The following is a 26304-nucleotide window of genomic DNA, read 5'->3' as shown; positions in this document are numbered from 1 at the left end:
TCGAGTTCCCCTTACCGATAGAGGGCCAGCATCGAACGAAGGTAATCCCCGGCGGTTACCGAGGGGCCGGTGGATACCGGCCGAGGTTTCGTGCCAGCGAAAGGAAGCAGATCCAACGTGGCGTCGTGGTTGGGATTACAGAAGAACACCAGCGTCTGCCGTCGTCGACAGTAACCGACCCCGTCGTCGACCTCGATTACCCGATGCATTCGCGCGACCCATCGCCGCCCGGTCCAGCCAGCCAGCATGCTACCCACGTTGACGAGTAAACTTCCAGGAATGTTCGGAATGGACGCCCATTCCCCTGACTCCAGCTGAACCTCGAGGCCCGGACCGGTTGTCGAGAGAATCGTGAAGAAGCCGCGGTCTCGATGTGCGCCGAACCGAAGCGGTCCGTGGGTCCGAGCCGGTCGATTCCCGGGGTAATTGATCGACGTCAGCCAGCTGGTTTGAATATCCATCCGCTGGATGAAGAAATCCCAAGGAACTTCCAGTGCGGCGGCGAACAGAGCGCCGAGCCGCGAAGCCAGCGATCGTATCTCGGAATAGAGGGACTCGAACTCTTGGCGAAAACCCGCTACATCGTCGGGCCAAATATTTGCGGGAAAGAACTCCGACTCGCTCGGCTGCAGGCCTGCCTCCGTCTGGTCGAGGCCAATCGTGAAGGTCTCCTTGAGATCGTGTCCAGCGCTGGTTTCGGAGGTCGACGCGTGTAGCGTGCTGACGCCCCGGTAGCCGAGAAAAGAACTGTCCGCCGAATTGCATTTCGCTTTGGCATGGTCCGGCTGATCGAAAAAGGATCGCGAAACCGCATAGACCGTGTCTATCAAATCGTCGGATATGCCGTGACCTTCGATACGGAAGAAGCCGATTTCTCGGCACGCCCGATCCACTTCAGCGGCGACCACCTTCAGTTCTCCGGCCTCGACGGTGCGGCTCAGCTCAACTGTTGGAATCGAGTCCACCGTAATCCTGCCCATCCGTTTCACCCGCGTCCACAGGGCCTGTTCTGAACTGCGGGCATGCTATCCAGCCAGTTCGCCGGAGCCGACCGATATCCCCACGAGCGGGAATGCGAGGGACAGATCGAACGAAGACGCACGCCGCCCGACCCGCCGTCGACCCCGAACGACGGCGGCAGCAACCGCCACGCAGAACCGCTGGTCAGCACGTAAACCACTGTGGTGAACACCGCCCGTTCGTCGACCGGCGCGGTACCGCCGTCCTGAGGGCGACGTTCGAAAGCTGGCAGCAGCGGCTCGACCAACTTCCACAACTCATCGGGCACCACCCGCTTGGACAGCACGTCGGTCACGGCCGAACATCATGCTGCCCGACCGATTGCGACATACCGAAAACGACGTGAGACACTGTCTACCAACGGCATAAATCAACTGCCCGTTCAACGGTGTAGGGATGGGCAGGCATTGCGCGAACCCGGCTCCGTTGGCCATGACCGGAGCGGTCGAGGTGGCAGCTGTGGCCTGCGGAATCGAGCCGAATCCTGTTGCAGTGCAAACGTATCCGCGCCGCCTATCCCGAACGTGGCGACCGGTCCGCCGATCGGGCGGGCTGCCGACGGCGCCGATCTGGTATCGGTTCGGCGTCCGGGTGGTGGGTTGCGGCGATTGTCGGCTAGGGCTTGCCGTAGCCGCAGAACAGCGAGAGTGCTACAACAGCTGGATAGTTCGCCCAGCTCAGCTCGGGATTCCGCGTCGCGAGCACTGCCTGGTACAGCGGCGGGCCGAAGAACTGGCATGCGGGCGCGGTGTTCGTCGGCGGCTCTGCCGGGCCGGGAGGATTGGCGTTGGCGATGCCGGCACCGCTACTCGCCACGACCAACGTTGTCAGTGCGATCCCCAACGGGTAGGCGACGCGCTTCATCTCGGAACCTCCTGCGTATTCAGCGACCACCTGAACCGCCGAGCGAGCCGACCGCCGCATAGGTGATACTCACTGTCTCATGTACGTTGTTTGCGATGAGCCTATAGCAACTGTCTGGCTACCGTCCAGGCGTTGGGTTGAGGCGTACGTCGCAATTCCGGTGCCATCCACCTGTAGCACTGACTGCTGGGCATTCGTCGATCAGCATGATGCGCAGAAGCTGGTTGACGTCGATCGATCTCGTACGCCTGGACCTGTTGGTAGCCAATGCCAGCAACCGCGCCGGTGAGCGAAACATGCCGCTGCACAGCACGATCCCCGCGGCGGAGCGGATGTTGGCGGTGGTGGCCCTACAAGTCGGGTCGGCATGCCGTCAAGTTGTGATAGCAATGAAGCTATCCAGGCCGCTGACCGCCGGGCACACAGCAAGGCGCCGCTGATTGTCGGCCGACGGGGAGAAAGACGATGACGCTCGACCTACCGCAGGGCTTGCTGACCTTCTACTGTCCGCTCGCGGGGCCGGTCAGCGGTGAAGCCGATGCTTTGCGCAAACGCACCCTGGCCTGGGCCCATCGGTTCGACCTGGGCGAAGGCGACGATCAGCGCGCTGCGCTGTTCGCCCAGACGGGCGCAACCATGGCCGCCTACCTGAGTCCCCTCGCGAAGGGTGATGTCGCGCAGGCATTCTCGGACTACAACGCGTGGGCCTGGGCCGCCAATGACCGCAGCGGATCGGCTGAGCATGGTGAGAATCAAGCCCGTTCCCCGCGGAGATGGTGCCACCACCAGGCTATGGTCGGATAGGGCAGCGGTTCGCGACTGAGTCCTTCCGGAGTGGCGGATGTGGTCTGGTATGTCCGGCCGGCGGCGGGGTTGAGGTAGCGGGCCGCACGGGCGCCGAAGGCGACATTGCCGGCAATGACAAGGTCGATACCTGTGAAATATTTGTGCAGGTCGGGGCTGGCATCGGTGCGGACTTGGTCGCGTAATCGCAGGTAGAGAGCCAGGATTCGGTCGCGGATGGTTACCACACCGCGCATGGATTCCGCTGCGGTCAGGCCGGGGGAGTCGACGCGCAGCGCGCTGGCGAGGGCGAGCTCGTCCTGATCGAGTGCCCGCTCTCTTACGCTCGAGTAGCGTTCGTTGTCCAGGGTGGCGACCGTGAGGCCCGCTTCGGCGGCGGCCTGAACGAGGGGGCGGGCGAGCTCGGCGTTGGTTGGTTCGATGTTCTCCACGAGGTGGATGTATCCCTGGGTGGCGTACAGGCCGACGGAACCAATCCGCATGGCCATGTACTCGTTCACGCCGGGAGGGATTCCGCGTTCCCGCAGTGCGGTCGCCCACACCAGCTGGAACAGCCAGATCTCTTGGCGGCGCCAGAACCGCTCGAACTGCACTGCGCTGCAGTGGGCGCGAATTCGGATGATCGTGTCCCGCAGGGCATTCTCTGAAGTCGTGGTGTCATCAGCCCATGAGTCGGGTGATCGTGTCATACGTGCCAACCGGCTCAGCTCGTGGACCACCTCACAAGTCCGTGGTGGCGATCCATTGATTGTTGCGTCGGCGACGTCGTCGGGGACGAAAGCCCATGCGCTGTAATCCGCCAATGCCCGCTGCATCGGCCCTGTAGCATGTGGAAAAGCATATGCCAGAAGCGAGGCGCCGGAGTGGCCGTACACGGCGGCCACGTCGGGATCGCCTCCGCCGATGTGCTTTTCGCGCGCCCAGGCGACGCACTCTCCAGTGAGAGTCTGTCGATTCGGGGCGACTTGGGCCTGGATCGGCATCCAGAAACTCAGAAACCCTTCGGGCAGATCCGCAGTCATCACAGGCCCCCAGCTATTGATTCCGAACGTGCGAGCTCTTGGCCGCAGGATGACGAATTGATAGGTGCTGCAGAACTCTGATCCCGATGGCCTCATCCCGTGACCCGGTACCCATCATGTCACCGCGCCCTCCGAAAGCGCTGCCGAACCCGCTTCACTTGGGGCTGGACGTCGGACCGGCGTCTACCGCAGTCGGTCGGTATCACCCGGCCATCCAGTTCCGCTGCGGCAATTCGCGTGTTTCTCTGTGGCTGAAGGTTTTTGGGGTCGGCTGTCGAGCCCGATCTCTCCGACCAGAGAGGCTTGCCAGCACTGGGAGCAGATGGGTCGATTATCCAACCGAGCCCCAAGAATACAGGTTCTGATCGGTTCGACGGCGGCAAGCGGGCGCTGTTCGCATGGTCGCCCGGGGCATATGCGGAGGCCGCACGTATAGATCCCCAGCAGCGCCTCTTTCTCGAGACGACATGGGAGGCGCTGCAGGATGCGGGCATCGTTCCCGAACGCCTCGCTGGCACGAAAATCGCTGTGTATAGCGGTATTTCGAGTCACGGCTATGCCGTACTCCAGATGAATCCGGTCAATCGTTACCTCATCGGCGGTCATACGATGACGGGAATCACCAATTGTATTGTCGCCAACCGTGTCTCGTACTTGCTCGATCTGGACCTGCTCACGGACAAGACCGCCGAACAGTGCTTCCGCGATATGCGGCGCAATGTCGATCGCCTGGAATCGTGGGCGGATTCGTTTGAGCAGGAAGTCGCCAAGCGGTTCGAGCTGCCCAAGCAAATGCTGGCCGCGACGGCGTTCGACGGTCCTGCTGCTTAGCGGCCGACAGCAGCGCAATCGATTCCGGCACACCAGATGCGTTGAATCCGGCGGGTGGTTCGGATGTCGGTCAGTGGATCGCCGTCGATCAGAACCATATCGGCGCGGAGTCCTGTCGGCAAACTCGTACGGTGAGTCGCCCGCGGATTCATACTGGTTGACGAGGGACGTTATCCCGGATCGCGAGATCGCCTGCTGGACAGGAGAGCTCCATGCCCGAATACGGCACAATGCCGGCGGCTACGAATCGTGACCCGACGTGGGCGCCGGCGCGTCGCGTGTTGGCCGATGCGCGCACGCTGGCATGGCCAGCGTTGCGAGCCGCGGTGAGTACCCTTCCAGGCTCGATACGACCGGTCTGCGAATACCACTTCGGTTGGCACGACCACACTGACGGCGCAGGCGGTGGAAAAGGTATCCGGGCCGCGCTGGTCCTCGAATGTGCCCGAGCGGTTGGCGGGTGTCCCGATGACGTCGTTGCGGCGGCCACCGCGGTCGAACTGATCCACAACGCATCGCTGATTCACGACGACATCATCGACGCCGATGCCGTGCGTCGTCACCGGCCGGCGGTGTGGAGTGTCTTCGGTATCCCGACGGCCATTCTCGCGGGGGACAGCCTGTTCTTCCTCGCGATACAAGTTGCCGCCCGTTGCCCGGCACCGGCGGTGCTCGAGGTGGCCGACGCTACCCAACGACTCATCGACGGTGAGCACGCCGATATTGCCTTCGAAACAAATCGCCGCGCCACCCTCGAACAATGCGTAGCGATGGCGCAGGCCAAAACCGCGGCCCTCATGCGATGCGCGTGCGTCCTCGGTGGGCTGTGCAGTGGCGTCGACCCCGAACGCAGCCATCTGCTCGGCCAGTTCGGCACGCACCTTGGCATGGCATTCCAGCTCGTCGACGACCTGCTCGACATCTGGGGTCACCCCGAAAACACCGGCAGGCCAACCGGTTCAGATCTGCGTCGACGCAAACTGTCCCTGCCCGTGGTAGCCGCGCTCGCCTCCGGCACCGACGCCGGAACCCGGTTGGCCGACTTCTATGAGCCCACCGCCGGGTCCCTCACCGACCAGGAGACGACGCAGGTTGCAGACCTCATCGAGGAAGCCGGTGGCCGACTATGGGCGCGACAAGAGATCGAGAACGAACTCGAGTCGGCCACGGCGTGCTTGAAAACCGCTGTTCCCAGCCAAGGTGACGCCATCAAGTTGACCGCGTTGATCGAACTGATCAAGAACCGAATTCCGTAGCACGTCAACAAGATAGCCCTCTTCCAGCCCAGCATGGCCGCGAAGGCACGAACGGGAGCCCAACCGTGGACGCCGCCGATAAGATCTCCTCCGCGATCCCCACTGCGCCTCGGGCGATGCCGCTGCTCGGGCATATTCCCGCTCTGGTGCACAACCCATGGCGATTTCTGATCTCCCTGCCGCAGTACGGCGAGATGGTCCAAGTTCGCATCGGCCCGAAAAGGGTAGTTGTGGTGTGCGATCTGGACCTGACTCGCCGGATGTTGCGTGATGACCGCACTTTCGACAAAGGCGGACCTACTTTCGACGGGAGCCGTGAAGTGGCCGGTGACGGCTTGGTGCTGTGCTCGCACAGTCGCCACCGTCAGCAGAGAAGGCTGGTCCAGGGCGCATTCCACCCAGACCGTATTCGCGGCTACGCGCAAACGATGACCGGACAGGTCACTCGGGTGATCGACTCCTGGCGCGACGGACAGGTTCTCGACGTATACGCCGAGATGAAGAAGGCCACCTCCAGGGCCACGACTTCCACCCTGTTCTCCAATTCGCTGCCCGAGCCAATCCTCCAGCAGGCGGTTTACGACTTGACGGTACTGTTCGAGGGGTTCTATCGCCGAACACTGATGCCGCGGTTGCTGACCAGGGCTCCAACTCCCAGCAACCGCCGTTTCGAACGTGCGCTGGCCCGGCTGCGGCACACCATCGCCGAGGTTGTCGCCGATCGTCGCACGTTCGACGGTGACCGAGGTGATCTGCTGTCGGCGCTGGTGACCGGGCGCGCCCCAGTCGCAGCCGACGGCGATCGTTCGGAGATGTCCGATGCCGAAATCATCGACCAGGTCATCACCTTCTTTCTCGCGGGCACCGAGACCACTGCGGCATTGCTGGCCTGGGCGTTGTACTTCGGCGCGGCCAACCCGGATATCGAACAGCGGCTGCACGCCGAGGTAGACATCGTCCTTGCCGGGAGATCGCCCGCCCACGTCGACCTGAACCAACTGAAGCTGACCGGCCAGATCGTCACCGAGACCCTGCGTATATGTCCGCCCGCATGGCTTGCCACTCGTGTCACCACCAGCGTTACGCGCCTCGGCAAGTACACGCTGCCGGTCGGCACGTCGGTCGCCTACAGTCCGTACCTGCTTCACCACCGTGGCGACCTATTCACCGAGCCCGAGCGCTTCGACCCCGACCGATTCGATCCGGCCCACCACCTCGTTCCGCGTGACGAGAGGTTGCTCCCCTTCGGGGACGGCCCTCGCACCTGCATCGGTGACCGGTTCGCTATGACCGAAGCCACACTCGCCCTCGCGACTATCGCCGCCCGCGTGCGGTTGGAGCTCGTTCGTGGCCAGCCTGTTCGTCCTGCCCTCGGCATCGTGCTGCGGCCGGCTCACCTCCGCATGCGGATGCGCTTACGCACTCGACCAGATTCTCCGAGAGCCGACAAACACTGAAAGCGGAGCCGGGCACGATTCATCACAAGTGGGAGGCCGGGAAGGCGATGAATATTGCGGAATACTGGGGCTTCTCCGGCAGGGGAGTCACGATCTGGTGCCCCTTTCCCTCCGGGAAGCACCCTGAAACCGACAAAGTGCAGGTCGAATCAACGAAGTGGGCTACCCGATATGGCCTATGTCAGGGAGGAGAAGACAGCAACGCGCTGAACTTGGGTGGATCGATGGGGCTTTGTCTCCCGTTCGCAAGGTTCGAATCTCTCCTTGCTGTCGCCTGTTACAGTCAGTGGGGATTTCTTTGGGACAGCTACCTGGACGACCTCGCAGCTGATCCCGTGGCGCTGGGCCTGCATGTTGCCGAGGCGGTCCGAGTGGCACGGGAGCCCTGTGCGGCGCCTGTTCCGGATGATAAATGGTTGCAGAGCTTGCGTGACTGCTTTCGTCTGATGGAGGGATGTTTCGGTCCCACCGATATGTACCGGCAACGAGCGGAGGGGTTCGCGTGGTACACAGGACAGATGTGGAAGGGTATGCTGCAGAATCGTTCGCAGCCGCCTACTGTCGCCGAGTTCCTGCGGATGCGCCTGAATAAGTCAGGTATGGTGATGGCAATACCATACACGGCGGCGGCCAGCGGACATTCGTTGACGGATGAGGAATACTGCGATATCGCCGTACAGGCATTCGCCGAGGCGACGGTCCTTTCGATTGTGATCGCCAATGAGGTGATCAGTCTTCCCAAAGAGATCATCGTCGGCAACGCGAAACTCAATCTGGTCCAAATTGTTGCCCGGGAGCGAGGAATCGGCGTCGCCGAGGCCGCCGGCGCGGTGTGGGAGCTGTACGAGCGGATGGTGTGTTTCGTACGTCGGCGACAGAAGGCCCTGCTGGCTGATCCTCGGCTGAACGTGGCCCGCCTCGCCGTCGAACTTCCGTTCTGGATTTCCGGTGGCCTGGAGTTCATGATTCGCAGTGCGCGGTACGTAGGCGAGTCGGTGATCGGTCGCGACGCAATGCCCCGAGTCACGATGGTCTCGGAGGAACCGGTGTTCTGGAGTCAACGCGACCACACCGCGCCCCCCTATCCGGACATCGCCTGGTGGTGGCGTACTGAGCAGACCGCGGCAACCGCATTTCGATAAGGGTGGCAGGTTCAGGATTCCCAGTGCTGCCAGAGCAGCGCGCGCGCCTGGGATGTGTCCAGTTTGGCCAAGCCCCAGACGGCCCAATCTCGAAGCGATTTGTCGGGGTTGTTGAGCTGTGCGGACAGGATGGGCAGCGCCTCTGGTGATTTTGTTCCTCCGATGAGTTCGAGTAGCCAGCACCGGAGTCGGCGGTCTTGTTCTTGTTCGAACTGTTCGATGAGGTCGTCCAGATGCTCGGCGGCGTGCTGACGCAGCTGATGGAATCCGTCTTCCTGCTGCTGCGGGTTGCTGCCTCGCATGAGGCGCATAGCGTCGCGAAATTCACTGCCAGTCGATGGCGGCTGTGGGTAGGTTGGTGCGGTGAGGGTACGCCAGCGCTGTGTCACGTACGCCTGCTTCTGGATTTCGACGCCGCCGCGCATGAGCCGCTCCCAGGCCGCCGAGTAATCGGGAATCCATTCGTGATTTTGCTCGGCCGCGACCTTCGCCAGGCATCGGCCGAAAACCTCAGGCCCTTCTTCGACGAGTGCGAGTGGCAGCTCTGCTCGTGCGTGCGCTGTCCCCACGGCTTCGAAAACGTGACCTGTCTGATCTGTCTCGAATGGCACCGTATTGACCTGTCCGATCAGGAAGGCGAGGAGTTTGGCGGTGGATCGGATTCTGGTCGGAAGGTCGTAGAGAAACCGCTGGCCGCCGGGCAGTTCGGCGAATTCGGCATAGATGTACTCGGCTGCGGTCTGCAGATCCGTGCTGTCGAAATCAGCCGCGCTGCGCCGCAGTAGTTCCAAATCGGCGTCGGTCACGTGCAGCGTGATTTTCGCGGTTGTCATGATGCTCCTCGGCAGAAATGGGTTCCCTGTCCGAGAGCGGTTGTCGTCGGTACTCGCACAGACACATGTCCCGGGAGAGGATGGCAGACGTCGATCGTAGGAAGCGGCTAGTGACAGAGCCCGTTGTGTTCCCAATCCTGGGGAGTGGTTGACATTTCGCGGTCGGCGGGCGAGGCCGTCGCATTCCGGCGATCCGAGAGAATCCCGCTGAGGGCATCTCGCGCGGTGCCCGGGGTCAGCGGATCGGCCTCGATGTGGACTGCCGCGAATCCGGATCGCCGCAGTGCGGCTAACCGCCCTTCGGTACGTGCCCAGCCTCGTACCGTCAGCAGCTCGGGCCGCGAGTACAGCGGCCAGGTACGGCCACGAGGAATCGCGAACATCACGACGATCGTCTCGCTGAGTTGATTGCGGCCAAGCGCGCGCCACGCCCGTTCAACCGCTCTCGCTGTGGCGGCCGGCCCACCGGCGCGGCGTGGGCCCGCACTCAATCCGGTACCCGGCTGATCCACGATCAGCACATCGATGTCGTCGTCGAAGTCCTGTGCGAGGTGCGAATAGAATCGCGCGTGCAACCCCGGCGCCGGAACGACCAATACGGTGAGCGACGGTGTTCGACGCGCGGTGTGGTGTTCCACGTGCACGGTCGCTCCGCCTGGCGATTCCAGCTGGTGATGTTCCGGCGGTCGGAGCATCGGCGTGCTGACGCCGGGCTGCGCCGCAATGAATTCCGTGGTCGGTCGCAGGACCGTTTCGCAGGCTTGCGCGCGTCGCGGCACGAACGTGGCGTCGAGGATCGGCCTGGCTCGGTGGAGCAGCATGAGGGCGGCGGCCTCGTCGGAGGTGAGGGTTGGCGCCCATCCGGTGTGACGACGGAAGCGCGAAGCGTCGACAGGCGGCTCGCCCGCGGTAATCCAGTCGCCGGAGTATTTGCTCAATCGCAATGCAAACAGCAGATCCGCTATCGGCTGTCCGAGCTTCATGGGCAGGTCGGCCAGCACCTGACCATGCATGGCCGCAAGCCGGCGCACGGGTGTGGTCTCCCGTGGCGCGATATTGAACACTCCGCTGAAAGGCTGGCGCACCACGAGGTGGTAGGCCGTCGCGAGGTCATCCTCGTGCAGGTATTGGAAGCTCGATGAGTTCGCATCCGGGATGGCCAGGAATCTTCCCGCCATGGCGGCGATTCCGTCGTTGGCGAAGTGGGGTCCGACGATGTAGGTGGGACGGAGGACGGTGATTCGCATGGCGTAGGGGTGACGCCGCTGCCACCATTCCACGTAGTGCTCGACCATCGCTTTGCCGTGATGGTGGTAGCAGTTGCGGTCGCCCATCGGAAAGGTGTTCTCGTCGAGCGGATCTCGGGTGCCCGGGTTGCCGTAGGCGTTGACGCTGGAGGTGATCACCAGATGTCGCGCACTCGCCCGCGCCGCGGACTCGAGCACATTGATCGAACCACCGATGTTGATGTCATCGGTCAGCTTCTTGTCCCTGATCTCCGATACCACGAACGCTAGATGGATCACTGTGTCGCAGCCGTCGAAGGCATCCTCGATCGCCGGATCGCGGATGTCCAACCGGACGTGGCGGAACTTGGCATGACGAATGCCGCAGTGCCGCCGTGATATTCCCACGACCTCCTCGATCCGGTCGTCCTCGAGGAGGCGTGGAATGACAACCGCGCCGAAGTCGCTCGTTGCCCCAGTCACCGCGATTCTCATCGCGACACCCCCATTTCGGTTATGCGATCGCAGGTGATCCTGTGCCGGCCAGTTCTACGGCGAAGATGGCGAAAGCCTCTATGACGGACTTGATCTGGTCGTCGGTGTGCGTCGCGATGAAGGAAGTACGCAACCGCGGCGACGCGGCCGGGGGGAGTATCGGGTTGGTGTAGACGCCCAACTCCAACAGTCTGTTGTAAGCCGAGAACACGGTGATCTGGTTCGCGAGTTCGGAGTCCTCTGGGCGACCGAGCAGCACTGGGACGACCGGTGTCTCACTCATCCCTACGTCGAAGCCGAGCGCGCTCAGTTCGATACGTACTCGGCGCGCGATGTCGATAGCCCGGGCGCAACGCCAGGGCTCCTCCCGCAGCACCCGAAGCGCGGCCAGGGCGGCCGCCGTGGCCGCGGGAGTGCTCGCGGCGGAGAACATGATCGGCCGCGAGTGATGCCGCAGATAGTTGATGACTCGTTCCGGGCCGAGCACCGCACCGCCGATGGAGGCGAGTGCTTTGCTGAAGGTCAGTGTGCGCAGCGGTACGTTGGCGCTGCCCCCGAAATGCGCTACGGTGCCTCGCCCGTCGGCCAGCACGCCTGCGCCGTGCGCGTCGTCGAGCAGCAAGGTCGCACCGTATTCGTCGCATACCGCGGCGATCTTCGGCAGCTCGGCGAGATCGCCCTCCATCGAATAGACGCCGTCGATCACTACCAGACACGGTGTGCTCGAATCGATTTCGCCGAGTTGTCCGGCGAGATCGTCCGCGTCATTGTGGGTGAACAGATGGACGGTGCCGCGCGACATCCGTGCCGCGTCGATCAATGACGCATGGACGGCAGCGTCGAGGAACACGTGATCCCCCTCGCGTACCAGCCCGTAGATCGCGCCGAGATTCGCTTGATATCCGGTCGGAAACACCAGCGCGGCTTCGGCTTCGAAGAAGTCTGCCAATTCGCGCTCCAGCGTTTCATGGAGCCGAAGGTTGCCATTGAGCACCCGTGATCCTGTGCAACTCGTGCCGTGGGTGCGAATCGCGGCCGCAGCGGCATCACGAACTCGGGGATCGTTGGCGAGTCCCAGGTAGTTGTTGCTGCCCGCCATCACGAGCCGGCGACCGTGAACGATCGCAACCCCGTCGTCGTTGCCGTCCATCGGCAGGTAATACGGGTACAGCCCAACAGCTTTCGCTTCGTCGACCCGGGTGTACCGACGGCATCGTTCCAGCAGATCCATTCGCCCACCACTCCTTTGTCGCTCGCCGCTGTCACCGTATTTCGCAAGTGTGGGCACGGAACCAACCCGTCCCAGGAGTGGGAAACGAGAAGGGGGCTCGGCCGCGATGCAGAGCCCGTTCGTCAGTTATGGGAACAGTCGGTGAGCGCGGTCGGTAGCGGGCGAACAATCGGCATTCACCGAGATTTCCGACGGGGGAAGAACGATCGGTCCGGTAGCAGGCCTGGAACCCAGACCGATTCGATCCCTAGGAGGTTGGTGGCGATGGGAACCAAGGTCGCGGCGCTCTTCGCGGCCCATGGTGCGCATCTCGAGTCGGTTATCGCCGAGCTCGCCGATAACGGACACCTGCGTGCGGTATTCAGCGAGATCGACGAAGCCGTAACGGATTTGGGCTTGCGGGGCACTGCGGCCCTGTTCGACCCATCGGCCGCGCCGGCGGAGATTCTGGCTGACGATCCGGACACCAGGCAGCTTGCGCTGTTCGGAGCAGCCGTTGCGACGTATCGCATTCTGGGTGACTACGGATTCGACCCCTCGGTGCTGGTTGGGCACAGTCTCGGTGAGGTTGCCGCGCTGGTGACGGCCGGTGCGTTGAGTGTCGCCGACGGAGCGGCGGTCGTGGCCCGCCGCAGTGGCGCGCTGCATGCCGCCGGTCCCACGGTGCCTGGCGGGATGCTTGTTCTCGGTGCTGGATTGCCTCGTGTCTCGGCGCTGGTGGATTTGGCGGACGTGCCCGGCCTTGCGGTCGCCGTCATCAACAGTGCCCGGCAGGTGGTTGTCTCCGGTCCGATTGAAGCCATCGACCGTGCCGCTGAGCTCGCGCGAACGGCAGGAATTGCCCGCTACCGGATCCCGTCGAGGTTTCCCCTGCACAGCCCGTTGCTGGCGGATGCCGCCGAACTGCTGGCCTACAGCCTTCGACAAGTCCGGCAGCGCCCGCTGCGGCGACGTGTGTATTCGCCCATTCTCGGGCGCTACTACACCGATGCCGACAATCTCGCCGCGGTGTTGGCGAGTCATCTCACCCGGCCGGTCGACTTCGCGACCGCGCTGCGGTATCTGCACAGCATCGGCATCGACCGGTTCATCGAATGCGGTACACGCCAGGCTTTGAGCGGAATGGTCGGTAACACCATCCCCAACGTGCAGGCCGTATCGGCAATGCCGGGCAGCATCTGGCCGACCGATTCGCTCGCGGCCATGGAAAGTCGGCTCGCTACCGCACGAACCCCGACGGTTCCGAACGGCAGGCCGACGTACGACACTGCGGTCACTGGTGTTGTGAAAACCAACGGCCAGTCGATGCGGAAAGCGAAGGCATCGGTGCGGGTCGCTGTACATGAACCGGCATCAACCGCGATGTCGGATTCGGCTGCCGCCGACCGCGAGTCGGCCCTGGCAGAATTGGGGCCGATCTTTGCCGCGGCAGTGGACTACCCGGTCGAATTCATCGGGTCCGATGTGGATCTGGACGCCGAACTCGGCATCGACTCGATCACGCGGATCGAATTGATGGAGCGTGTCGCGATGCAATACGAGCTGCCGCCGTTCGCAGAGAGCTTTCCCTTCGACGACTACCGGACGATCGGCCGGATCGCGGACCTGATCGTCGCCCGGGGCGCGAAACCCGGACGGGCATCGCGCAATCGGTGACCGATCAGCCGATCGCCCGCTGCATCAACTCGCTGATGTTTGCCTCGTCGTGGTCGGTCACGGTCGTCAGTGCGAAGCCGGTCGGCCAGAAGGTGCCGTCGTCGAGGTTCGCACAGTCGTTGAAGCCTAATGTCGCGTACCGCATCTTGAATCTCTCAGCGGATTGGAAGAAGCAGACAACTGTGTCGTCCTTCGCGTAGGCGGGCATGCCGTACCAGAGTTTCGGCGACAGCGTCGCTGCGACGACGGCGTGAATCCGTTCGGCTATGGCACGATCCGATTCCGCCATCGCGGCGATCTTCTCGAGCACGTCGGCTTCCCCCGGTGCCTGTGCCTGGGGGAAGCCGCGACGCGCGGCCATCTTCAACCCTTCGACGTGCTCCGCGATCGCGGTTCGTTCGGCCGCCGTGAATTCCGCGCATGCCCGCTTCACCAGCGCGCCGATCCTCTCCTCATCGGCAGCCGTCAGCTCCGTCAGGGCGAAGGTGACCGGCCACATGGCGCCGTCGTCGAGGTTCGCCGCATCGGTGAAACCGAATGTCGCGTACCTGGTCTCGGATTCCGCTTCCTGAAAGAAGCAGACGACCTTGCCGTTGATCGCGTACCCAGGTATCCCGTACCAAAGTCTCGGAGCCAGGGCTGGCACGCTGGCCTTGACAATGGCATGGATGCGGGCGGCGATCGCACGATCCGGGCCGGCCATCCTGGCGATCGTAGCGAGTACCGCGGCCTCCTTGTCACTGGTCTCATTGTCCACGCCGCTGGTAGCGGTGGCGCCTCTGGCGGACTTGTCCGTCTCCGTCATCGCGTGCGGAGTTTCCTTCCTTGGGATCGTCGCATTCAGATACAGCGCTCGCCGACCAGCGCGGTCGTTGTATCAGCACCGACCTACTGCGGGCGCGGGATGCGGCGGAGGCCGGTGACTACCGCGTTCACGAAGGGGGCCAAGCCTTCTGGGCCGGAGGACGAATCCTTCATGTGCACGGTCGTGGCGGTGCTCGTTTCGAACACTTCGCGCACGATGGCCAATCGGATGTCGAGAGCCAGCCCCGCCCCCATGATGACGTGGTCGATCTTTTCTTGTGCCAGAGCGGATCGCAGATCATCTATCCCGGTGCCGCTGAGTACCCGCACACCCGGCAAATCCAGCCGGGTGCGGGTGTCGTCGATGACGGTGGCTGTGCGGCCCAGAACCATGATCGTGGTGTTGGTTCGCGGCGGTTGTTGTCCAGTCGACGGGGGTCGCAAAGGACCGGGCAGACTGGTCAGGAGGCCGGTGAGCGCGGCAAGGCCGATGTTGAACAGCAATGGATACCTCACATCATTCAGCATGCGGCCGGCACCGGTCGATGCGCATCGGGAACCGCATCGGTATCGACGATGGCGATACCTAGGTGCCGGTGCCGCTCGATCCCCGACGAGGTTCGACGGCCGGCTTCGACGATGTTCGGGTGGCGTCGTCCTCGAGCAGATGGTCCTTGATGTGCGCACGGGAGCTGATGGACAGTTTCTGCAGGATCGCGGCCAGCTGTGCATCCACGGTCTTGCGGGACGTGCCGCGCCGCACTGCGATGTCGATGTTGGTCAATCCGCCGGCCGCCAGCGTGGCCACATCGCGTTCGGCCTGGGTCAGGAGGTGCCACAGTGCGGATTCGCCACGGAACTGAGCTTGGCGGCGGGGCGCCAGTGACAGCATGCCAGCGGCGAACAGTTCCACCTCGTGGTGCTCCGGGCGCAGTTGGGCGCCTTGGGATTCGGCCTCTGTATAGCGGTTGTCGCCCAGAATCTCACGGGCGAGTGTGATTGCCCGCTCGGTTTCGTCGTAGAACGGACCCATGGTCGTCGCCGTGTAGACCAGGTGCAGTGTCGCACGCCATTTCGCGGTCGCGCCGAGAAGTTGTGCGTTCTCGACCGCCAATGCCGTGATTCGGTTCCGATCGGGATGCTCGGCGCCCTGCAGGACGGTGATCAGCTCCGCGAGCGACCAGGTCATGGAATGCGTCGCGAATATCGCGGCCGCCACATCCGGTAGTTTCAGCAGTGTGACCAGGGCCGTGCGCTGCACCTCGAGCGCGGCTTCGGGCTCGCCCCCCTTGCTCAAGGCCACCGCTCCTTTCAATTGCCCCCACACGGTGACCCACGACGACTGGTGTGGCGCTGTCCTCGTCCACTGCGCGGCTCGCTCGCGCGAGGGGTGTTGTGGCCACAGGAGCGCGGCCCACAGGCCCGCGCTGAGATCCCAGTACTGTGCGCCGAGCTGGTCGCCGAGCAGCGCGCATTTTGCCGCACCTCGTTCGAGGACGGTCACCGCCCTGGGGTCCCGTTGGATGACAAGCTCATGCCCCCAGGCGATCTCCACGACCGCGGGTAGACCGATATCGGAATCTGTTGTGTCCCGCCAGTTCTGCGGCCGAGCCGATTCGGGGAGTCCCGCGAGGTAATGGTCGACACATTGCTCGAGCAGCCGGGTCAGCCCTTCGCGGTCCCCTTGAATCTGGGCAACGATAGCGAGTACGGCCATGGTCGTGATCCGGAGCTCGGTAAGCGCCGGTGTCGATGTGACAGCGGCGTGCAGCGCTCGCTCGGTCAGCCGGCGCGCTTCTCGGAACGAGCCGAGGGTGAAGGGCAGTCTCAGGGCGAGGATGGCGGCGCATATCTGCAGGCCAGCGGTCGCCTCGTCGGGGGTCGAGATGCCGAGTTCCGTGGCGGCGCGCAGGTTGTCCCACGAGTCGACGGCCCAGTAGGGGATGTCGGCTGATCTGTCGCGATTCCAGGTCTCTGCCATTTCGGTGATCTTGTCGCGGTAATAGTAGAGGTACTTGCGGGCCACCCGCGCCGGTTCGTCAACCGCAGCGGTCGAACGTTCCTGTAGGCGTCTTTCCGCGAAGACCCGGACGGACTCCACCAACGAATAGCGAACCGTCGGGCGGTCGAAATGTACGACAACCATCGACTGATCGACGAGGTCGTCGAGGGCGCCCCGAATCCGATCCGGTGTGAGGTGTACGGCGGCGGTAGTTTCATCATCCGAACAGACAGCTTCGATCGCTTCGACGTCGACTCCGATATCGGCACCGAACCGATCGCCTCCGCTGTCTGAATCGACTGTGTATCCGGCCGCAAAGATAGAAAGCCGCTCTAGGAGCAGTCGCTCCTCGGGTGTGCAGAGGTCGTAGGACCACGCGACGACATCGGCCAGGGCGCGATGGCGGGGCTCAACCCCGTACCGCGGACCGTCGGTCCAATCCAACCGCTGGTCGACGCCGCCCGCCGCGCCGAGTTCGGACAGGATCATCGCCGGTGTGCTGCGAGTCAGTCGAGCCGCTGCCAGCCGGACGAACAGTGGATGGTCGTCCATACGTCGGCAGATCGCACTGATAATCGCGTCGTCGTCGCGAGCAAGGCGACGGCCTGTCAGCTCGGCGCGCTGCTCGAACAACGCGATGGCGTCCGCGTGTGTGAGCGGCGGGACCGAGATCCGTTGTTCGTCAACCCAGCCGATGGCCTTGCGGCTGGTCGCCACGACGGTCAGGTCGGCCACGGCGTCCAGCAGGTGGTCGACGAGAGAGCCGACGCCGTACTGGACGTGCTCGCAGTTGTCGAGTACAAGCACTCCTGAATTCGTGGACAGGGTCTGCACCACCGCGTCCCACGCCGAGCGGTTCGAGAAGTCGTTCCCGACTACCTGCTGTGCAACCTCGTCCACCACGGCGGTAGCGCCTGCCCCTGCTGTCATTCGCGCCAGTCGCACCCAGTGCACGGGACGTTTCGTGGCGTTGCGGTATCCGCGCGCGGCTTCCGCGGCCAATCGTGTCTTGCCGATTCCACCGGGCCCTACCAGGGTCAATAGTCGCGCGGGCCGCTGCAGGAGTTCGCCGATTCGCCTGAGCTCCCGCTCTCGACCCACGAATCGGTCGGGATCGGGCGCGCCGCTGTGCTTCTGGTGACTCAAGACCTACCTCGTTGCCAGCCGTGTGCTGGCAATCATGGCACAAAGAAGCCAAGGCCGCATTGTAACACAGCGATTCCATCCGGAAGCGTTTTCTCGCGAGCGAAGGTATTCCCAGCTGTGGGAGGTCTGCGGTTGCGGCTACTGGGCGTGGCTACGTTGAGCACGATCCGGCCGTACACGGCTGCAGTTTGGAGGCGCCATGCCCAAGTCCGTCATCGTTATCGGAGGAGGCCCCGCAGGGTCCACGTGTGCGGCGCTGCTGGCACGAGCAGGCTTGTCGGTCACAGTGCTGGAACGCGAACGGTTTCCGCGCTATCACATCGGAGAATCGCTGCTGCTCGCACTGGTTCCGATCATCGACGCCGCGGGCGCGGGAGATGCGATCCGCCACGCGGGGTTTCAGGTGAAGACCGGCGCTGTCTTCCAGTGGGGCTCGGACGAGTGGATCATCGACTGGCCCGCGATGGTCCGTCCGGATGCGCACTCGTGGCAGGTCGAGCGCAGTGTCTTCGACACCCTCATGCTCGACAACGCAGCGACACAGGGCGCCGACGTGCACCAGGAAGCCAAAGTGCTCCGGGTGATCTTCGACGACGACCGAGCATGCGCCGTCGAATGGCTCGAGAACGGTGAAATCCACACCAGGGGAGCCGATTTCATCGTGGATGCCTCCGGACGTACCGGAGTGCTCGCGCACACGCTCCGGCTGCGGCAGCAGCACGAGATATTTCGCAACGTAGCGACCTGGTCGTACTGGCGTGGCGCGCGGCTGCTTCCGCAGGCGCCCGAAGGCGCCGTCCATTCGATCTCGACGCCGGACGGCTGGATCTGGGCCATTCCGCTGGCAGGCGACAAGCTGAGTGTCGGGTTCGTGACCCACAAGCAGTCCTACGGCCGGTTGCGATCGACCTTTGCGAGCACCAAGGAGTTCTACCTCGACCGCGTCCTCAGTTCGAAGTCGCTGCTGTGGATGCTGGAGGGGGCCGAATGCGTCGAGGAAGTGCGCACGGACCAGGACTATTCGTATGTGGCAAGCCGATTCTGCGGACCGGGCCATCTCATCATCGGCGATGCCGCCTGCTTTCTCGATCCGCTCCTGTCCACCGGGGTGCATCTCGGTATGTACAGCTCGCTCGTCGCCGCGGCAGCCATCGCCTCCATCGCCAACGAAGGCATGCCGGAACAGACCGCGCTCGACTTCTTCGAATACAGCTATCGGCGCGCGTACAGTCGGCTGATCGTGCTGGTCTCGCACCTGTATCAGCGGTACGAGGACAAGGATTCGTACTTCTGGCAAGCGCAGCAGCTGCGGATGGGGCAAGCCGACGACGTGGCCTCGCCGCTGCATTCGTTCATGGATATCACCGCTGGTACCACCGACATTCGCGAAGCAGGTGCCGCCGCCAGCCGCGTCAGCACCGATGCGCTGATCAAACAAGCGCACGACGCACGCGAGATCGCGAACAAGTCCATCGACACCACAGTCCCCAATGTGGCCCGCGGCATCCCCGATCTCGATATGAGTGCGTTGCGAGATCTGTGGGACGGGCACGACGCCGGCGACTACGACGGCGCGCACCGTATGGTCGTCGAGACCTCGCCCCGGCTTCGGCTCCGCGATGCTCGAACCTGACGGCTTCACGGGGCGTTCACTATTGGCGATCGGACTCATCGTCCTGGTGGCTGCCGGGGCTGGCGCGCTGGCGCGGAAACTTGGTCAGCCCAGGGTAGTTGGCCAGCTCGCTGCCGGATTCGCCCTCGGACCAACGCTATTGGAGCGCATGGTCACACCTGCATGGCACTGGTTGTTCGACGTGGATGTGGTGGCGTTCGTCGATGAGTTCGCACAACTGGCCGTGGCACTGTTCGCCTTCGGGGTCGGACTCGCCCTATCTGTCGAACACACGAGGGCCGCGCGTGGCGGCGTCGTCGCGCTGGGCTGTGCCGCGTTTCTCGTTCCCGGCGCGCTCGGTGTGGGCGTAGCCCTGATCTGGAGCGATGCCCGGCCGCCGGGCACCGCGGTGGGTGCGTACGCGGGTTTCGTCGGAGTCGCATTGGGAGTAACGGCGTTTCCCGTCCTCGCCCATATCCTCCGTGAACACGGAGTGGCGACGGACCAGCTCGGTGTTCTCGGCCTGGCGACCGCCGGGGTGGTCGATGTGCTGGCGTGGCTCGCGCTCGGAGGCGTCGTCGCGGCCGCACGGGATGGCGGTCTCGGCCCGTTCGGTCTGCGGGTCGGGCTCGCCACCGCCTTCGGCCTCCTCATGGGCTTCGGCGTGCGTCCCATCGTGCACCGGGTGTTTGCCAAGGGTATGCCGGTCGCGCCGATGCTGGCTATTGCGCTGGTATGTGGCGCCGCGACCGATCTGCTAGGGCTACATGCGATATTCGGTGCCTTGGCGGCCGGGTTGATCATGCCTCGCGGCGTCGGACTGCAAAGCGTCGACGGGTTCACCACTCATGTCGGACTGCCCGCATTCTTCGCCGCGCTCGGGCTGCACACGGACCTGCGCCCGCTGCTCGGTGCTAGTGGTGTAGCGCTCACTCTGGCGGTGATCGGCTGCGCCGTGACCGGCAAGTTCGCCGGCACCACTGTCACCGCGCTCGCTTTGGGCTTCGGCCGCTTCGATGCCGTCGCGCTCGGCACGATGATGAATTGCCGCGGGCTGACCGAACTCGTTGTGCTCTCGGTGGGTCATTCCCTGGGGTTGATCGGCGCCGACATGTTCGGCGCCCTGGTGGTGATGGCTCTGGTCACCACGGCTGTGACTGGTCCGTTGCTGAGTCGGCTCGGCGTGGTCGGCGTTGACAACAAGCCTGATCGTGGGCATGGGGTGAAGGAAAGCGTGTCATGAAAACAGTAGTGCGATTGATGGGGAGTGTGCTGGTGCTGGCGGCCGCGGTCCTGCCCGCAGGGCAACCGGCAGCCGTCGCGGCGCCGGGCGGTGCTGAATCCACGTACCACCCGCTGATATTGGTGATCGACGCGTCAGGATCGATGTCCGAACCCGATGCCGGTGATGGACAGACTCGGATGGCCGCGGCGCAGCAAGCCGCGACGAACTTTGTCGACATGTTGCCGACCGAGGCGGAGGTCGGGCTGGCGACATACGGCACCGGCACCGGGCCCTCGTCCGCCGACAGAGCCGCCGGGTGCCGGGACTACCATCAGCTCACCCCAGTCGGGACTCCCGATCGGGCGGCGATGAAAGCCGCCATCGAGGGGTTGAGGCCGCGAGGCTACACACCGATCGGTGTGGCATTGCGCAACGCCGCTGCTGCGTTACCACGCGAAGGCGGACGGTCGATCGTGCTCGTATCCGACGGCGAGGACACCTGTGCGCCTCCGCCGCCGTGTGAAATCGCCGCAGAGTTGGCTCGGGACGGTGTCGACTTGCGGATTCACACCGTCGGGTTCAAGACGGGGGGTGATGCGCGCGACCAGCTCGCCTGCATCGCGCGGTCCACCGGTGGAACCTACAGCGATGCGGACGACGGCGCGGCATTGAAGAGTGTTCTACCGCGGGTTGCTTCGAAAGCGCTGCGCAGTTATCGGCCGAGCGGCGTGCCGGTGGCGGGTGCCGCGAACCCTGCCGCCGCGCCGCAACTCGGCGCGGGTAGTTACCTCGACAGCCTCGGCGAGGAGGCGAAATACTATGCGGTCGACGTGCCCGCCAGTGGCCGAATCTATGTGTCCGGGACGGTGATCTATCCGCGGGGACACAAGTCGTCGGTCGAAGTTGTCCATGTGCAATCCTTCGGTCCCGACAACACGGAATGTTTGGCCGCGCGCACCAGCGAGGTCGTGACCGGTGCCAACGAGGGTGCGATCGGCACGGTGCTGGCGGTGCTTCCGGTGGGCGGTTGCACAAAGGCGGGGAGGCATGTGGTCGCGGTGTCCCGGCCGCCGGCTCAGAGCCAGACCCATGCCGACATCGTCACGCTGCCGGTGGAACTGCAGGTCTTCGTCGAACCGCCTTTGGTCGGCGACAAGGGGCCCGCGGACGCGACCAGCACTGTGCCATTCACTGCCCAGACCGGTGATGCGGTGGCGGTGATCGGTGGTGGCTCGTTCGCCGATGCGACCGAACTGCCCGGCACCGGCCGGTACACCGATACCCTGCAGGCGCGCGAACGAGTCTTCTTCAAGGTGAAATTGGAGTTCGGACAAGGACTGTCGTATCGCCTGACCGGCGGTCCCAGTTCCGGCGTGAGCAGCCTCGAAGCCGCCGTCTACAGTGCCACCCGATTGCGCTGGAGCCGTGAGCATGCTGTCGTCACCGACGGCGAAACGAAATCAACCGACCCGATAGGCACACCACCGATTCGGTACAACAACCGCAACGGATATGGCCAACAACACCAAGTGATGTCGGTGCCCGGCTGGTACTACGTTTCGGCGGCCCTATCTCCCGGATACGGTCACAAATCCGGAACTCAGACTCCAGTGACACTGGAAGTAAACGTCGTCGGCAACCCCATAGACGAACCTTCCTATTCTGGGGAAGTCGGTGCTGCGCATGCCGTCCCATCCGGCCAGTCGGTTATCCGGACGGAGTCCGGCAGCGACAGATCGACCTGGATCATCGGCGGTGTGGTCGCAGTTCTCGCATTCACCGTCACTACCATCACCGTTCTCGTATTGCTCCTTGTGCGGCACCGCCGACGGTAAATCACATGTATCGCCCACGATTGGAACCGCCCTATGGACCACGGTAGCTCTCACACGAAACTCGATCCATTCGACCCGGACTTCTATGCGGACATGCACACGCGCCTGCGGCAACTGCGCGCGTCCGATCCGGTGCATTTCATCGAGCCGCTGCGAATATGGTGCACGACTACGTATTCCGATAGCGCGACGGTCTTTCGTGACCCTCGCTTCGTGAAGCGCGGCTGGGTCGAGATGGTGGACAAGTCCTTTGGCGGCAACACGATACTCGGTGACTTCCTGTTCTTCAAAGATCCGCCCGAACACACCCGGTTACGTCGGCTGGTACAGAAGAACATGCGACATTCGACCGCTGCGGCGTTGATCGAGCGATCCGACGCTGTCGTAACCGCTCTCGTGGGCGAACTGCGCCGCGCCGGCGGGTGGCGATCTCGTACGGGACTTCGCATGGCGAATCCCAATACCGGTGATCGGTGCACTCTTCGACGTGCCCGACACCGATGCCGACATGATCGCCGGATGGGGCCGCGACCTGTTCCTGGCGACCGATATGACCCGGCCCGATTGTCTGCCCGCAGGGCGACGCGCCCTGAACGAGATGTACGCCTACTTCGCTCTGCACATTCAGAAATCGCGGACCAGCGGCGACGGGTTCATCTGGTGATCGGCGGCTATGACACGACCGCGCACCAGATCGCCAGTGGCGCCTACTTGCTGCTGACGAATCCGGCGGCACTGGCACAGCTGCGCGCGGACTGGTCGCTACTCGACAACACCGTGGAAGAGATCCTGCGTTGCGAACCGTCCGCGCCATTGCTCGGCCGCGAGGCTGCGGTTGATCTGACGATCCACGGAAAGGAGATCAAGGCAGGAGATTTCATCGGCCCGCTCGTCGCAGCGGCCAACCGGGATCCGGAGCGCTTCGACGACCCCGACAGCTTCCAGATCGCGCCGTCGAGGCCTGCGCATCTGAGCTTCGGTATCGGTAGTCGACGTTGCCTCGGCGAGCACTTGGCGCGCGTCAACATCAAAACTGCTATGCGCCAACTCTTTTCGGATGACGTCGGGCTGACGTTGGACGACCACACGCCGACCTGGCGGTCCAGTCTGCTGTTTCGCGGTTTGGCGGGCTTGCCGGTGACCGTCGGCTGATTCATCGCTTGAAGCGGAGTGTGACGTGCGCCGCGGGCGCACCGTGTTGCACAACCCGACAGGTCACCTCACCCCCCGTGCGGCTGGAATCGGTGGTTACCGCAACACATTCGGCGGGTATGTCGAGCTCCACGAAGCGTTCGAAACTGCTCGACACCGAGCGCAAACACAGATCCGGGACGCCGAGCCCGACCAGCGCGGTCTGTCGGCAGGCCTCGATCAGCAGTGTCCCCGGCACGTGATCGAGTTGGTAGTCGAACAGTGTCGGATGGGTGGTGTCGACGACCAATGCGGCCCGTGCTGTCTCGGCGTCGACAACCGGCGGCCCGATCACCACGTTGCGCGGATCCTTGCGACGGACCAACGCCGCGTGCGCGCGCGGTCCGGGAGCTGGCGAGCCGTCGAATTCACCGAGCCCCAATTGCTTTCGGACATCGGTCCGCAGTGCCGACCACTTGTCGGGGGGCAGCCAGCTGAACGTCCCGTCGATCGCCATCAATGGCTCACCATCACGCTCGGCAGTGAGCGTCATATCGAGCCCGTGGACGACGTTGTCGCGCTGACGCACCCGCGATACCCGGACGGTCAGCAGCAAATCAGCCGGAGTGCCACCGATATACCAACCGGTCGAGTCGGTGGCCTGCCCGCTGAACGTGCGCAGAATATATGCGACCCGATATGGTACATCGAAGTACTGCTGGGAGATTGCGATCGCCGCTTGACGCGCTGCCTCCATCACCGCCAGTGGGTCATATTGATATTCGGACACACCGGAGTGATCGCCGAAAAATGCGTGCGTCCGCGGTAATTGGACGCCTGCGGCGAATTCCGAGCTGGACAATTGCTCTAGCGAAGTAACGAACACCTCGGCAACTGCGCGGCGGTGCACCAGCCTACGTGATACGGTCCAAAGATGCCGCTCTTGGCCAATTATTTCGACGGTCACGGCCCAACCTCTCTCTTGATAACTGCCTGCTATGCATCGGAGAATTCGTCCTAGCTGCAGGATGCGCGCGATACCGGTCTTCTGCATCGGGAAAAGTGTCGATACCCGGTTTCGGAACACCTAGGTATGGTCTTCGGGTCGTCTCTAAGCCGCGACTGTTGGATGGTTGGCGAGACTTTGCCGCAGGCTTGGCTCGGGATTGCAGGGAAGGCTTATGGCGACGTCGAGCAACCATGTGGTTCGATGCTGCTTTCCATGATTGAACAGTTAACATGCAACTACATCACGTCGACAGCTATCGCTCCGCAGTCACCACAGGTGGGAATACTGCGGGTGATTGTTCGACTGCTCCCGGACAATTGCGGGAATCGCAGCGTATGCCTTTCGTTACGAAGACTCTTCGCTGCCACACGTCTACCCGAGAGGTGCGTCATGAACACTGCCCTGTGGATCGTGTCCGGTGTGCTCGCCGCCGCCTACCTGGCGTCCGGCGTGATGAAACTGGCAACGCCTTACGATCGTTTGCTCAAGAACCCGAAAATGGCATGGGCCGAAGGATTCTCACCGCGCATCGTGCAGGCGATCGGCGCCGCCGAGGGCCTAGGCGCCGCGGGCTTGTTGCTTCCGCGGGTGATCGGTGTCGCTGAGATACTGGCGCCGCTGGCGGCAGCGGGCCTGGTTCTGCTGCAAGTGGGCGCGATAACGACCCATGTTCAGCGCAGGGAGTTCCAGCCATTGCCGATCAACATCACGCTTACGCTCCTCGCCGGTTTCGTGGCCATCGGCTTGGCCACCAGGGGATAGCAGCCCTCGGATGTGCTCTACAGCCGTCGTTGTCAGGACAGCGCTGCCGATCGAGGCTGATCAGGTCGCGGTTCCGCTTGCGGAGAGCCACTTCGACGACCCCGGCATGGTGGCTTTCTTCCCCCGGCCGGATGTTCGTCCTCGTGCGCTCCGCCTGGTGTTCGGCCTGACTGTGCGCGATGCGATCCACTACGGCCACGTGTACGTCGCTGTGATGGACGGCCGCGTTATCGGGAGTGCGGTATGGCTACCGCCGGGAACGTTCCCGCCGACAGGCCCGCGGAAACTCGCTGCTTTGCCAGGTCTTGCACGTCTATTCGCGACCGCGCCCAGCCGGTTCGGTACGTTCACGCGGTTCGGCATGGCTGCGGCGGCGCGGGCCGACAAATCTGCGTGGTTCCTTGCCGGTCTAGGGGTCGCTCCTGCTCATCAGGGAGGGGGCGTCGGGACCCGATTGCTACGGCGAATGTTGGACGAGGCCGACTTTCGCCGAGAGCCATGTCTGCTGAACACCCAGAACCATGCCAATATCCGCTACTACGGCCGCCACGGGTTCGACATCGTCGACGGACCATGGCGAGCGGATTCTGGACCTGCAACCTGGACTCTGCGTCGTGTGCCGTCACCGCAGCACCGTCCGACCTAGCGCCCGCGTGGATTTCTCGATCGCATCAGACGGGCCCTGCCTCGAACTGATGTCCAGACCCCGCGCGGGATCGACCACGCCGACGGGACCAGGCGAGCGGCGCCTGCAATACACGGTGCGTGCGACCGAGCGGGCGGCGATGACCGGGGGTCGGGTTTGCGTAATGCAGGCGACGCTCGTCCGGCAATGAGGGAAATACCCTTATCTGAGGCAACGGAAACCGTGAAGTTGCGCAATCGGCGCGTACCGATCGGTCCCGATCGTTGGGCCGCAGGTGTTTTGGTTAGCTCGTCGT

At 63.6% G+C, this 26304-nt stretch carries 22 protein-coding genes and 1 pseudogene; 12 read left to right on the top strand and 11 right to left on the bottom strand.

Annotated elements, in window-relative coordinates:
• Nucleotides 1-11 precede the first annotated feature (11 nt).
• From ACIG5A_RS07235 to ACIG5A_RS07225, 3 genes and pseudogenes are all read right to left on the bottom strand, one after another.
• The gene (locus tag ACIG5A_RS07235) at nt 12-965 is read right to left on the bottom strand and encodes an isopenicillin N synthase family dioxygenase (protein WP_397238691.1); all 954 of its coding nucleotides are present in this window, start codon (nt 963-965) and stop codon (nt 12-14) included.
• Between the two features lie 155 nt (nt 966-1120).
• Nucleotides 1121-1288, bottom strand: a pseudogene (locus ACIG5A_RS07230) (transposase); the annotation flags it as partial.
• Between the two features lie 347 nt (nt 1289-1635).
• Nucleotides 1636-1884, bottom strand: a complete 249-nt coding sequence (locus ACIG5A_RS07225; protein ID WP_397238689.1) for a hypothetical protein — start codon at nt 1882-1884, stop codon at nt 1636-1638.
• A gap of 465 nt (nt 1885-2349) precedes the next feature.
• Here ACIG5A_RS07225 and ACIG5A_RS07220 point away from each other — a divergent pair, with 465 nt between their 5' ends.
• On the top strand, nt 2350-2688 hold the full coding sequence (locus ACIG5A_RS07220) for a hypothetical protein (RefSeq protein WP_397238687.1): 339 nt from the start codon (nt 2350-2352) through the stop codon (nt 2686-2688).
• Here the strand turns inward: ACIG5A_RS07220 and ACIG5A_RS07215 are convergent.
• On the bottom strand, nt 2637-3710 hold the full coding sequence (locus tag ACIG5A_RS07215; protein WP_397238685.1) for a hypothetical protein: 1074 nt from the start codon (nt 3708-3710) through the stop codon (nt 2637-2639). The two genes, ACIG5A_RS07220 and ACIG5A_RS07215, sit on opposite strands and share 52 nt — an antisense overlap.
• A 303-nt stretch (nt 3711-4013) precedes the next feature.
• Here ACIG5A_RS07215 and ACIG5A_RS07210 point away from each other — a divergent pair, with 303 nt between their 5' ends.
• The 4 genes from ACIG5A_RS07210 to ACIG5A_RS07195 all read left to right on the top strand — a co-directional run bounded on the left by ACIG5A_RS07210 (nt 4014) and on the right by ACIG5A_RS07195 (nt 8396).
• Nucleotides 4014-4541 (top strand): beta-ketoacyl synthase N-terminal-like domain-containing protein, encoded by a 528-nt coding sequence (locus ACIG5A_RS07210; RefSeq protein WP_397238683.1) that lies wholly within the window; start codon nt 4014-4016, stop codon nt 4539-4541.
• Between the two features lie 212 nt (nt 4542-4753).
• Nucleotides 4754-5797 carry a polyprenyl synthetase family protein gene (locus ACIG5A_RS07205; RefSeq protein WP_397238681.1) on the top strand — a complete coding sequence of 348 codons (1044 nt, stop codon included), beginning with the start codon at nt 4754-4756 and terminating at the stop codon, nt 5795-5797.
• Between the two features lie 65 nt (nt 5798-5862).
• On the top strand, nt 5863-7254 hold the full coding sequence (locus ACIG5A_RS07200) for a cytochrome P450 (protein WP_397238679.1): 1392 nt from the start codon (nt 5863-5865) through the stop codon (nt 7252-7254).
• Between the two features lie 47 nt (nt 7255-7301).
• Nucleotides 7302-8396, top strand: coding sequence for a hypothetical protein (locus tag ACIG5A_RS07195; protein WP_397238677.1), 1095 nt, complete (start codon nt 7302-7304; stop codon nt 8394-8396).
• Nucleotides 8397-8407: 11 nt separating this feature from the next.
• Here the strand turns inward: ACIG5A_RS07195 and ACIG5A_RS07190 are convergent, their stop codons facing one another.
• The 3 genes from ACIG5A_RS07190 to ACIG5A_RS07180 all read right to left on the bottom strand — a co-directional run bounded on the left by ACIG5A_RS07190 (nt 8408) and on the right by ACIG5A_RS07180 (nt 12100).
• Nucleotides 8408-9202, bottom strand: a complete 795-nt coding sequence (locus tag ACIG5A_RS07190) for a HEAT repeat domain-containing protein (protein WP_397238675.1) — start codon at nt 9200-9202, stop codon at nt 8408-8410.
• Nucleotides 9203-9336: 134 nt separating this feature from the next.
• Nucleotides 9337-10938 (bottom strand): NAD-dependent epimerase/dehydratase family protein, encoded by a 1602-nt coding sequence (locus ACIG5A_RS07185; RefSeq protein WP_397238673.1) that lies wholly within the window; start codon nt 10936-10938, stop codon nt 9337-9339.
• A gap of 31 nt (nt 10939-10969) precedes the next feature.
• Nucleotides 10970-12100 carry an aminotransferase class I/II-fold pyridoxal phosphate-dependent enzyme gene (locus ACIG5A_RS07180; RefSeq protein WP_397238671.1) on the bottom strand — a complete coding sequence of 377 codons (1131 nt, stop codon included), beginning with the start codon at nt 12098-12100 and terminating at the stop codon, nt 10970-10972.
• Here ACIG5A_RS07180 and ACIG5A_RS07175 point away from each other — a divergent pair.
• Nucleotides 12065-13837 carry an acyltransferase domain-containing protein gene (locus tag ACIG5A_RS07175; RefSeq protein WP_397238669.1) on the top strand — a complete coding sequence of 591 codons (1773 nt, stop codon included), beginning with the start codon at nt 12065-12067 and terminating at the stop codon, nt 13835-13837. The genes ACIG5A_RS07180 and ACIG5A_RS07175 overlap by 36 nt on opposite strands.
• Nucleotides 13838-13841: 4 nt before the next feature.
• Here the strand turns inward: ACIG5A_RS07175 and ACIG5A_RS07170 are convergent, their stop codons facing one another.
• From ACIG5A_RS07170 to ACIG5A_RS07160, 3 genes are all read right to left on the bottom strand, one after another.
• Nucleotides 13842-14642 carry an iron chaperone gene (locus ACIG5A_RS07170; RefSeq protein ID WP_397238667.1) on the bottom strand — a complete coding sequence of 267 codons (801 nt, stop codon included), beginning with the start codon at nt 14640-14642 and terminating at the stop codon, nt 13842-13844.
• Nucleotides 14643-14725: 83 nt separating this feature from the next.
• Nucleotides 14726-15145, bottom strand: a complete 420-nt coding sequence (locus tag ACIG5A_RS07165; RefSeq protein ID WP_397238665.1) for a hypothetical protein — start codon at nt 15143-15145, stop codon at nt 14726-14728.
• Nucleotides 15146-15227: 82 nt separating this feature from the next.
• Entirely contained in the window at nt 15228-17789 is a 2562-nt protein-coding gene (locus ACIG5A_RS07160) for an ATP-binding protein (protein WP_397238663.1), read from the bottom strand.
• A gap of 199 nt (nt 17790-17988) precedes the next feature.
• Between ACIG5A_RS07160 and ACIG5A_RS07155 the strand changes: the two genes are divergently transcribed.
• From ACIG5A_RS07155 to ACIG5A_RS07140, 4 genes are read left to right on the top strand one after another with little or no spacing between them, the layout of a single operon-like run.
• Nucleotides 17989-19422 carry an NAD(P)/FAD-dependent oxidoreductase gene (locus tag ACIG5A_RS07155; protein ID WP_397238661.1) on the top strand — a complete coding sequence of 478 codons (1434 nt, stop codon included), beginning with the start codon at nt 17989-17991 and terminating at the stop codon, nt 19420-19422.
• Complete coding sequence (locus ACIG5A_RS07150; RefSeq protein WP_397238659.1) at nt 19409-20644, top strand: cation:proton antiporter; 1236 nt, start codon at nt 19409-19411, stop codon at nt 20642-20644. Before ACIG5A_RS07155 ends, ACIG5A_RS07150 begins: the two co-directional genes overlap by 14 nt.
• Nucleotides 20641-22461: a VWA domain-containing protein gene (locus ACIG5A_RS07145; RefSeq protein ID WP_397238657.1), complete on the top strand. Its 1821-nt coding sequence runs from the start codon at nt 20641-20643 to the stop codon at nt 22459-22461. Before ACIG5A_RS07150 ends, ACIG5A_RS07145 begins: the two co-directional genes overlap by 4 nt.
• A 33-nt stretch (nt 22462-22494) precedes the next feature.
• Nucleotides 22495-23613: a cytochrome P450 gene (locus tag ACIG5A_RS07140; protein ID WP_397238655.1), complete on the top strand. Its 1119-nt coding sequence runs from the start codon at nt 22495-22497 to the stop codon at nt 23611-23613.
• A 1-nt stretch (nt 23614) separates the two neighbouring features.
• Here the strand turns inward: ACIG5A_RS07140 and ACIG5A_RS07135 are convergent, their stop codons facing one another.
• Nucleotides 23615-24646, bottom strand: coding sequence for a ScbA/BarX family gamma-butyrolactone biosynthesis protein (locus tag ACIG5A_RS07135; protein ID WP_397238653.1), 1032 nt, complete (start codon nt 24644-24646; stop codon nt 23615-23617).
• Nucleotides 24647-24991: 345 nt separating this feature from the next.
• On the opposite strand from ACIG5A_RS07135, the gene ACIG5A_RS07130 reads away from it, so the two are divergent.
• On the top strand, nt 24992-25363 hold the full coding sequence (locus tag ACIG5A_RS07130) for a DoxX family protein (RefSeq protein ID WP_397238651.1): 372 nt from the start codon (nt 24992-24994) through the stop codon (nt 25361-25363).
• On the top strand, nt 25269-26009 hold the full coding sequence (locus ACIG5A_RS07125; RefSeq protein ID WP_397238649.1) for a GNAT family N-acetyltransferase: 741 nt from the start codon (nt 25269-25271) through the stop codon (nt 26007-26009). Before ACIG5A_RS07130 ends, ACIG5A_RS07125 begins: the two co-directional genes overlap by 95 nt.
• Nucleotides 26010-26304: the final 295 nt, after the last annotated feature.

Origin of the sequence: Nocardia sp. NPDC052566 (genome assembly GCF_044547285.1) — a bacterium.
GTDB lineage: Bacteria > Actinomycetota > Actinomycetes > Mycobacteriales > Mycobacteriaceae > Nocardia.
The sequence above is the reverse complement of the archived record's forward strand: the minus strand, read 5'-3'. Positions and strand labels throughout refer to the sequence as shown.

Coding starts and splice junctions, on each gene's coding strand:
- ACIG5A_RS07225 (WP_397238689.1), bottom strand. CDS start 1,884: ATGAAGCGCGTCGCCTACCCGTTGGGGATCGCACTGACAACGTTGGTC.
- ACIG5A_RS07220 (WP_397238687.1), top strand. CDS start 2,350: ATGACGCTCGACCTACCGCAGGGCTTGCTGACCTTCTACTGTCCGCTC.
- ACIG5A_RS07215 (WP_397238685.1), bottom strand. CDS start 3,710: ATGACTGCGGATCTGCCCGAAGGGTTTCTGAGTTTCTGGATGCCGATC.
- ACIG5A_RS07205 (WP_397238681.1), top strand. CDS start 4,754: ATGCCCGAATACGGCACAATGCCGGCGGCTACGAATCGTGACCCGACG.
- ACIG5A_RS07195 (WP_397238677.1), top strand. CDS start 7,302: ATGAATATTGCGGAATACTGGGGCTTCTCCGGCAGGGGAGTCACGATC.
- ACIG5A_RS07180 (WP_397238671.1), bottom strand. CDS start 12,100: ATGGACGGCAACGACGACGGGGTTGCGATCGTTCACGGTCGCCGGCTC.
- ACIG5A_RS07170 (WP_397238667.1), bottom strand. CDS start 14,642: ATGACGGAGACGGACAAGTCCGCCAGAGGCGCCACCGCTACCAGCGGC.
- ACIG5A_RS07155 (WP_397238661.1), top strand. CDS start 17,989: ATGCCCAAGTCCGTCATCGTTATCGGAGGAGGCCCCGCAGGGTCCACG.
- ACIG5A_RS07150 (WP_397238659.1), top strand. CDS start 19,409: ATGCTCGAACCTGACGGCTTCACGGGGCGTTCACTATTGGCGATCGGA.
- ACIG5A_RS07145 (WP_397238657.1), top strand. CDS start 20,641: ATGAAAACAGTAGTGCGATTGATGGGGAGTGTGCTGGTGCTGGCGGCC.
- ACIG5A_RS07140 (WP_397238655.1), top strand. CDS start 22,495: ATGGACCACGGTAGCTCTCACACGAAACTCGATCCATTCGACCCGGAC.
- ACIG5A_RS07135 (WP_397238653.1), bottom strand. CDS start 24,646: ATGCAGAAGACCGGTATCGCGCGCATCCTGCAGCTAGGACGAATTCTC.
- ACIG5A_RS07130 (WP_397238651.1), top strand. CDS start 24,992: ATGAACACTGCCCTGTGGATCGTGTCCGGTGTGCTCGCCGCCGCCTAC.
- ACIG5A_RS07125 (WP_397238649.1), top strand. CDS start 25,269: ATGTTCAGCGCAGGGAGTTCCAGCCATTGCCGATCAACATCACGCTTA.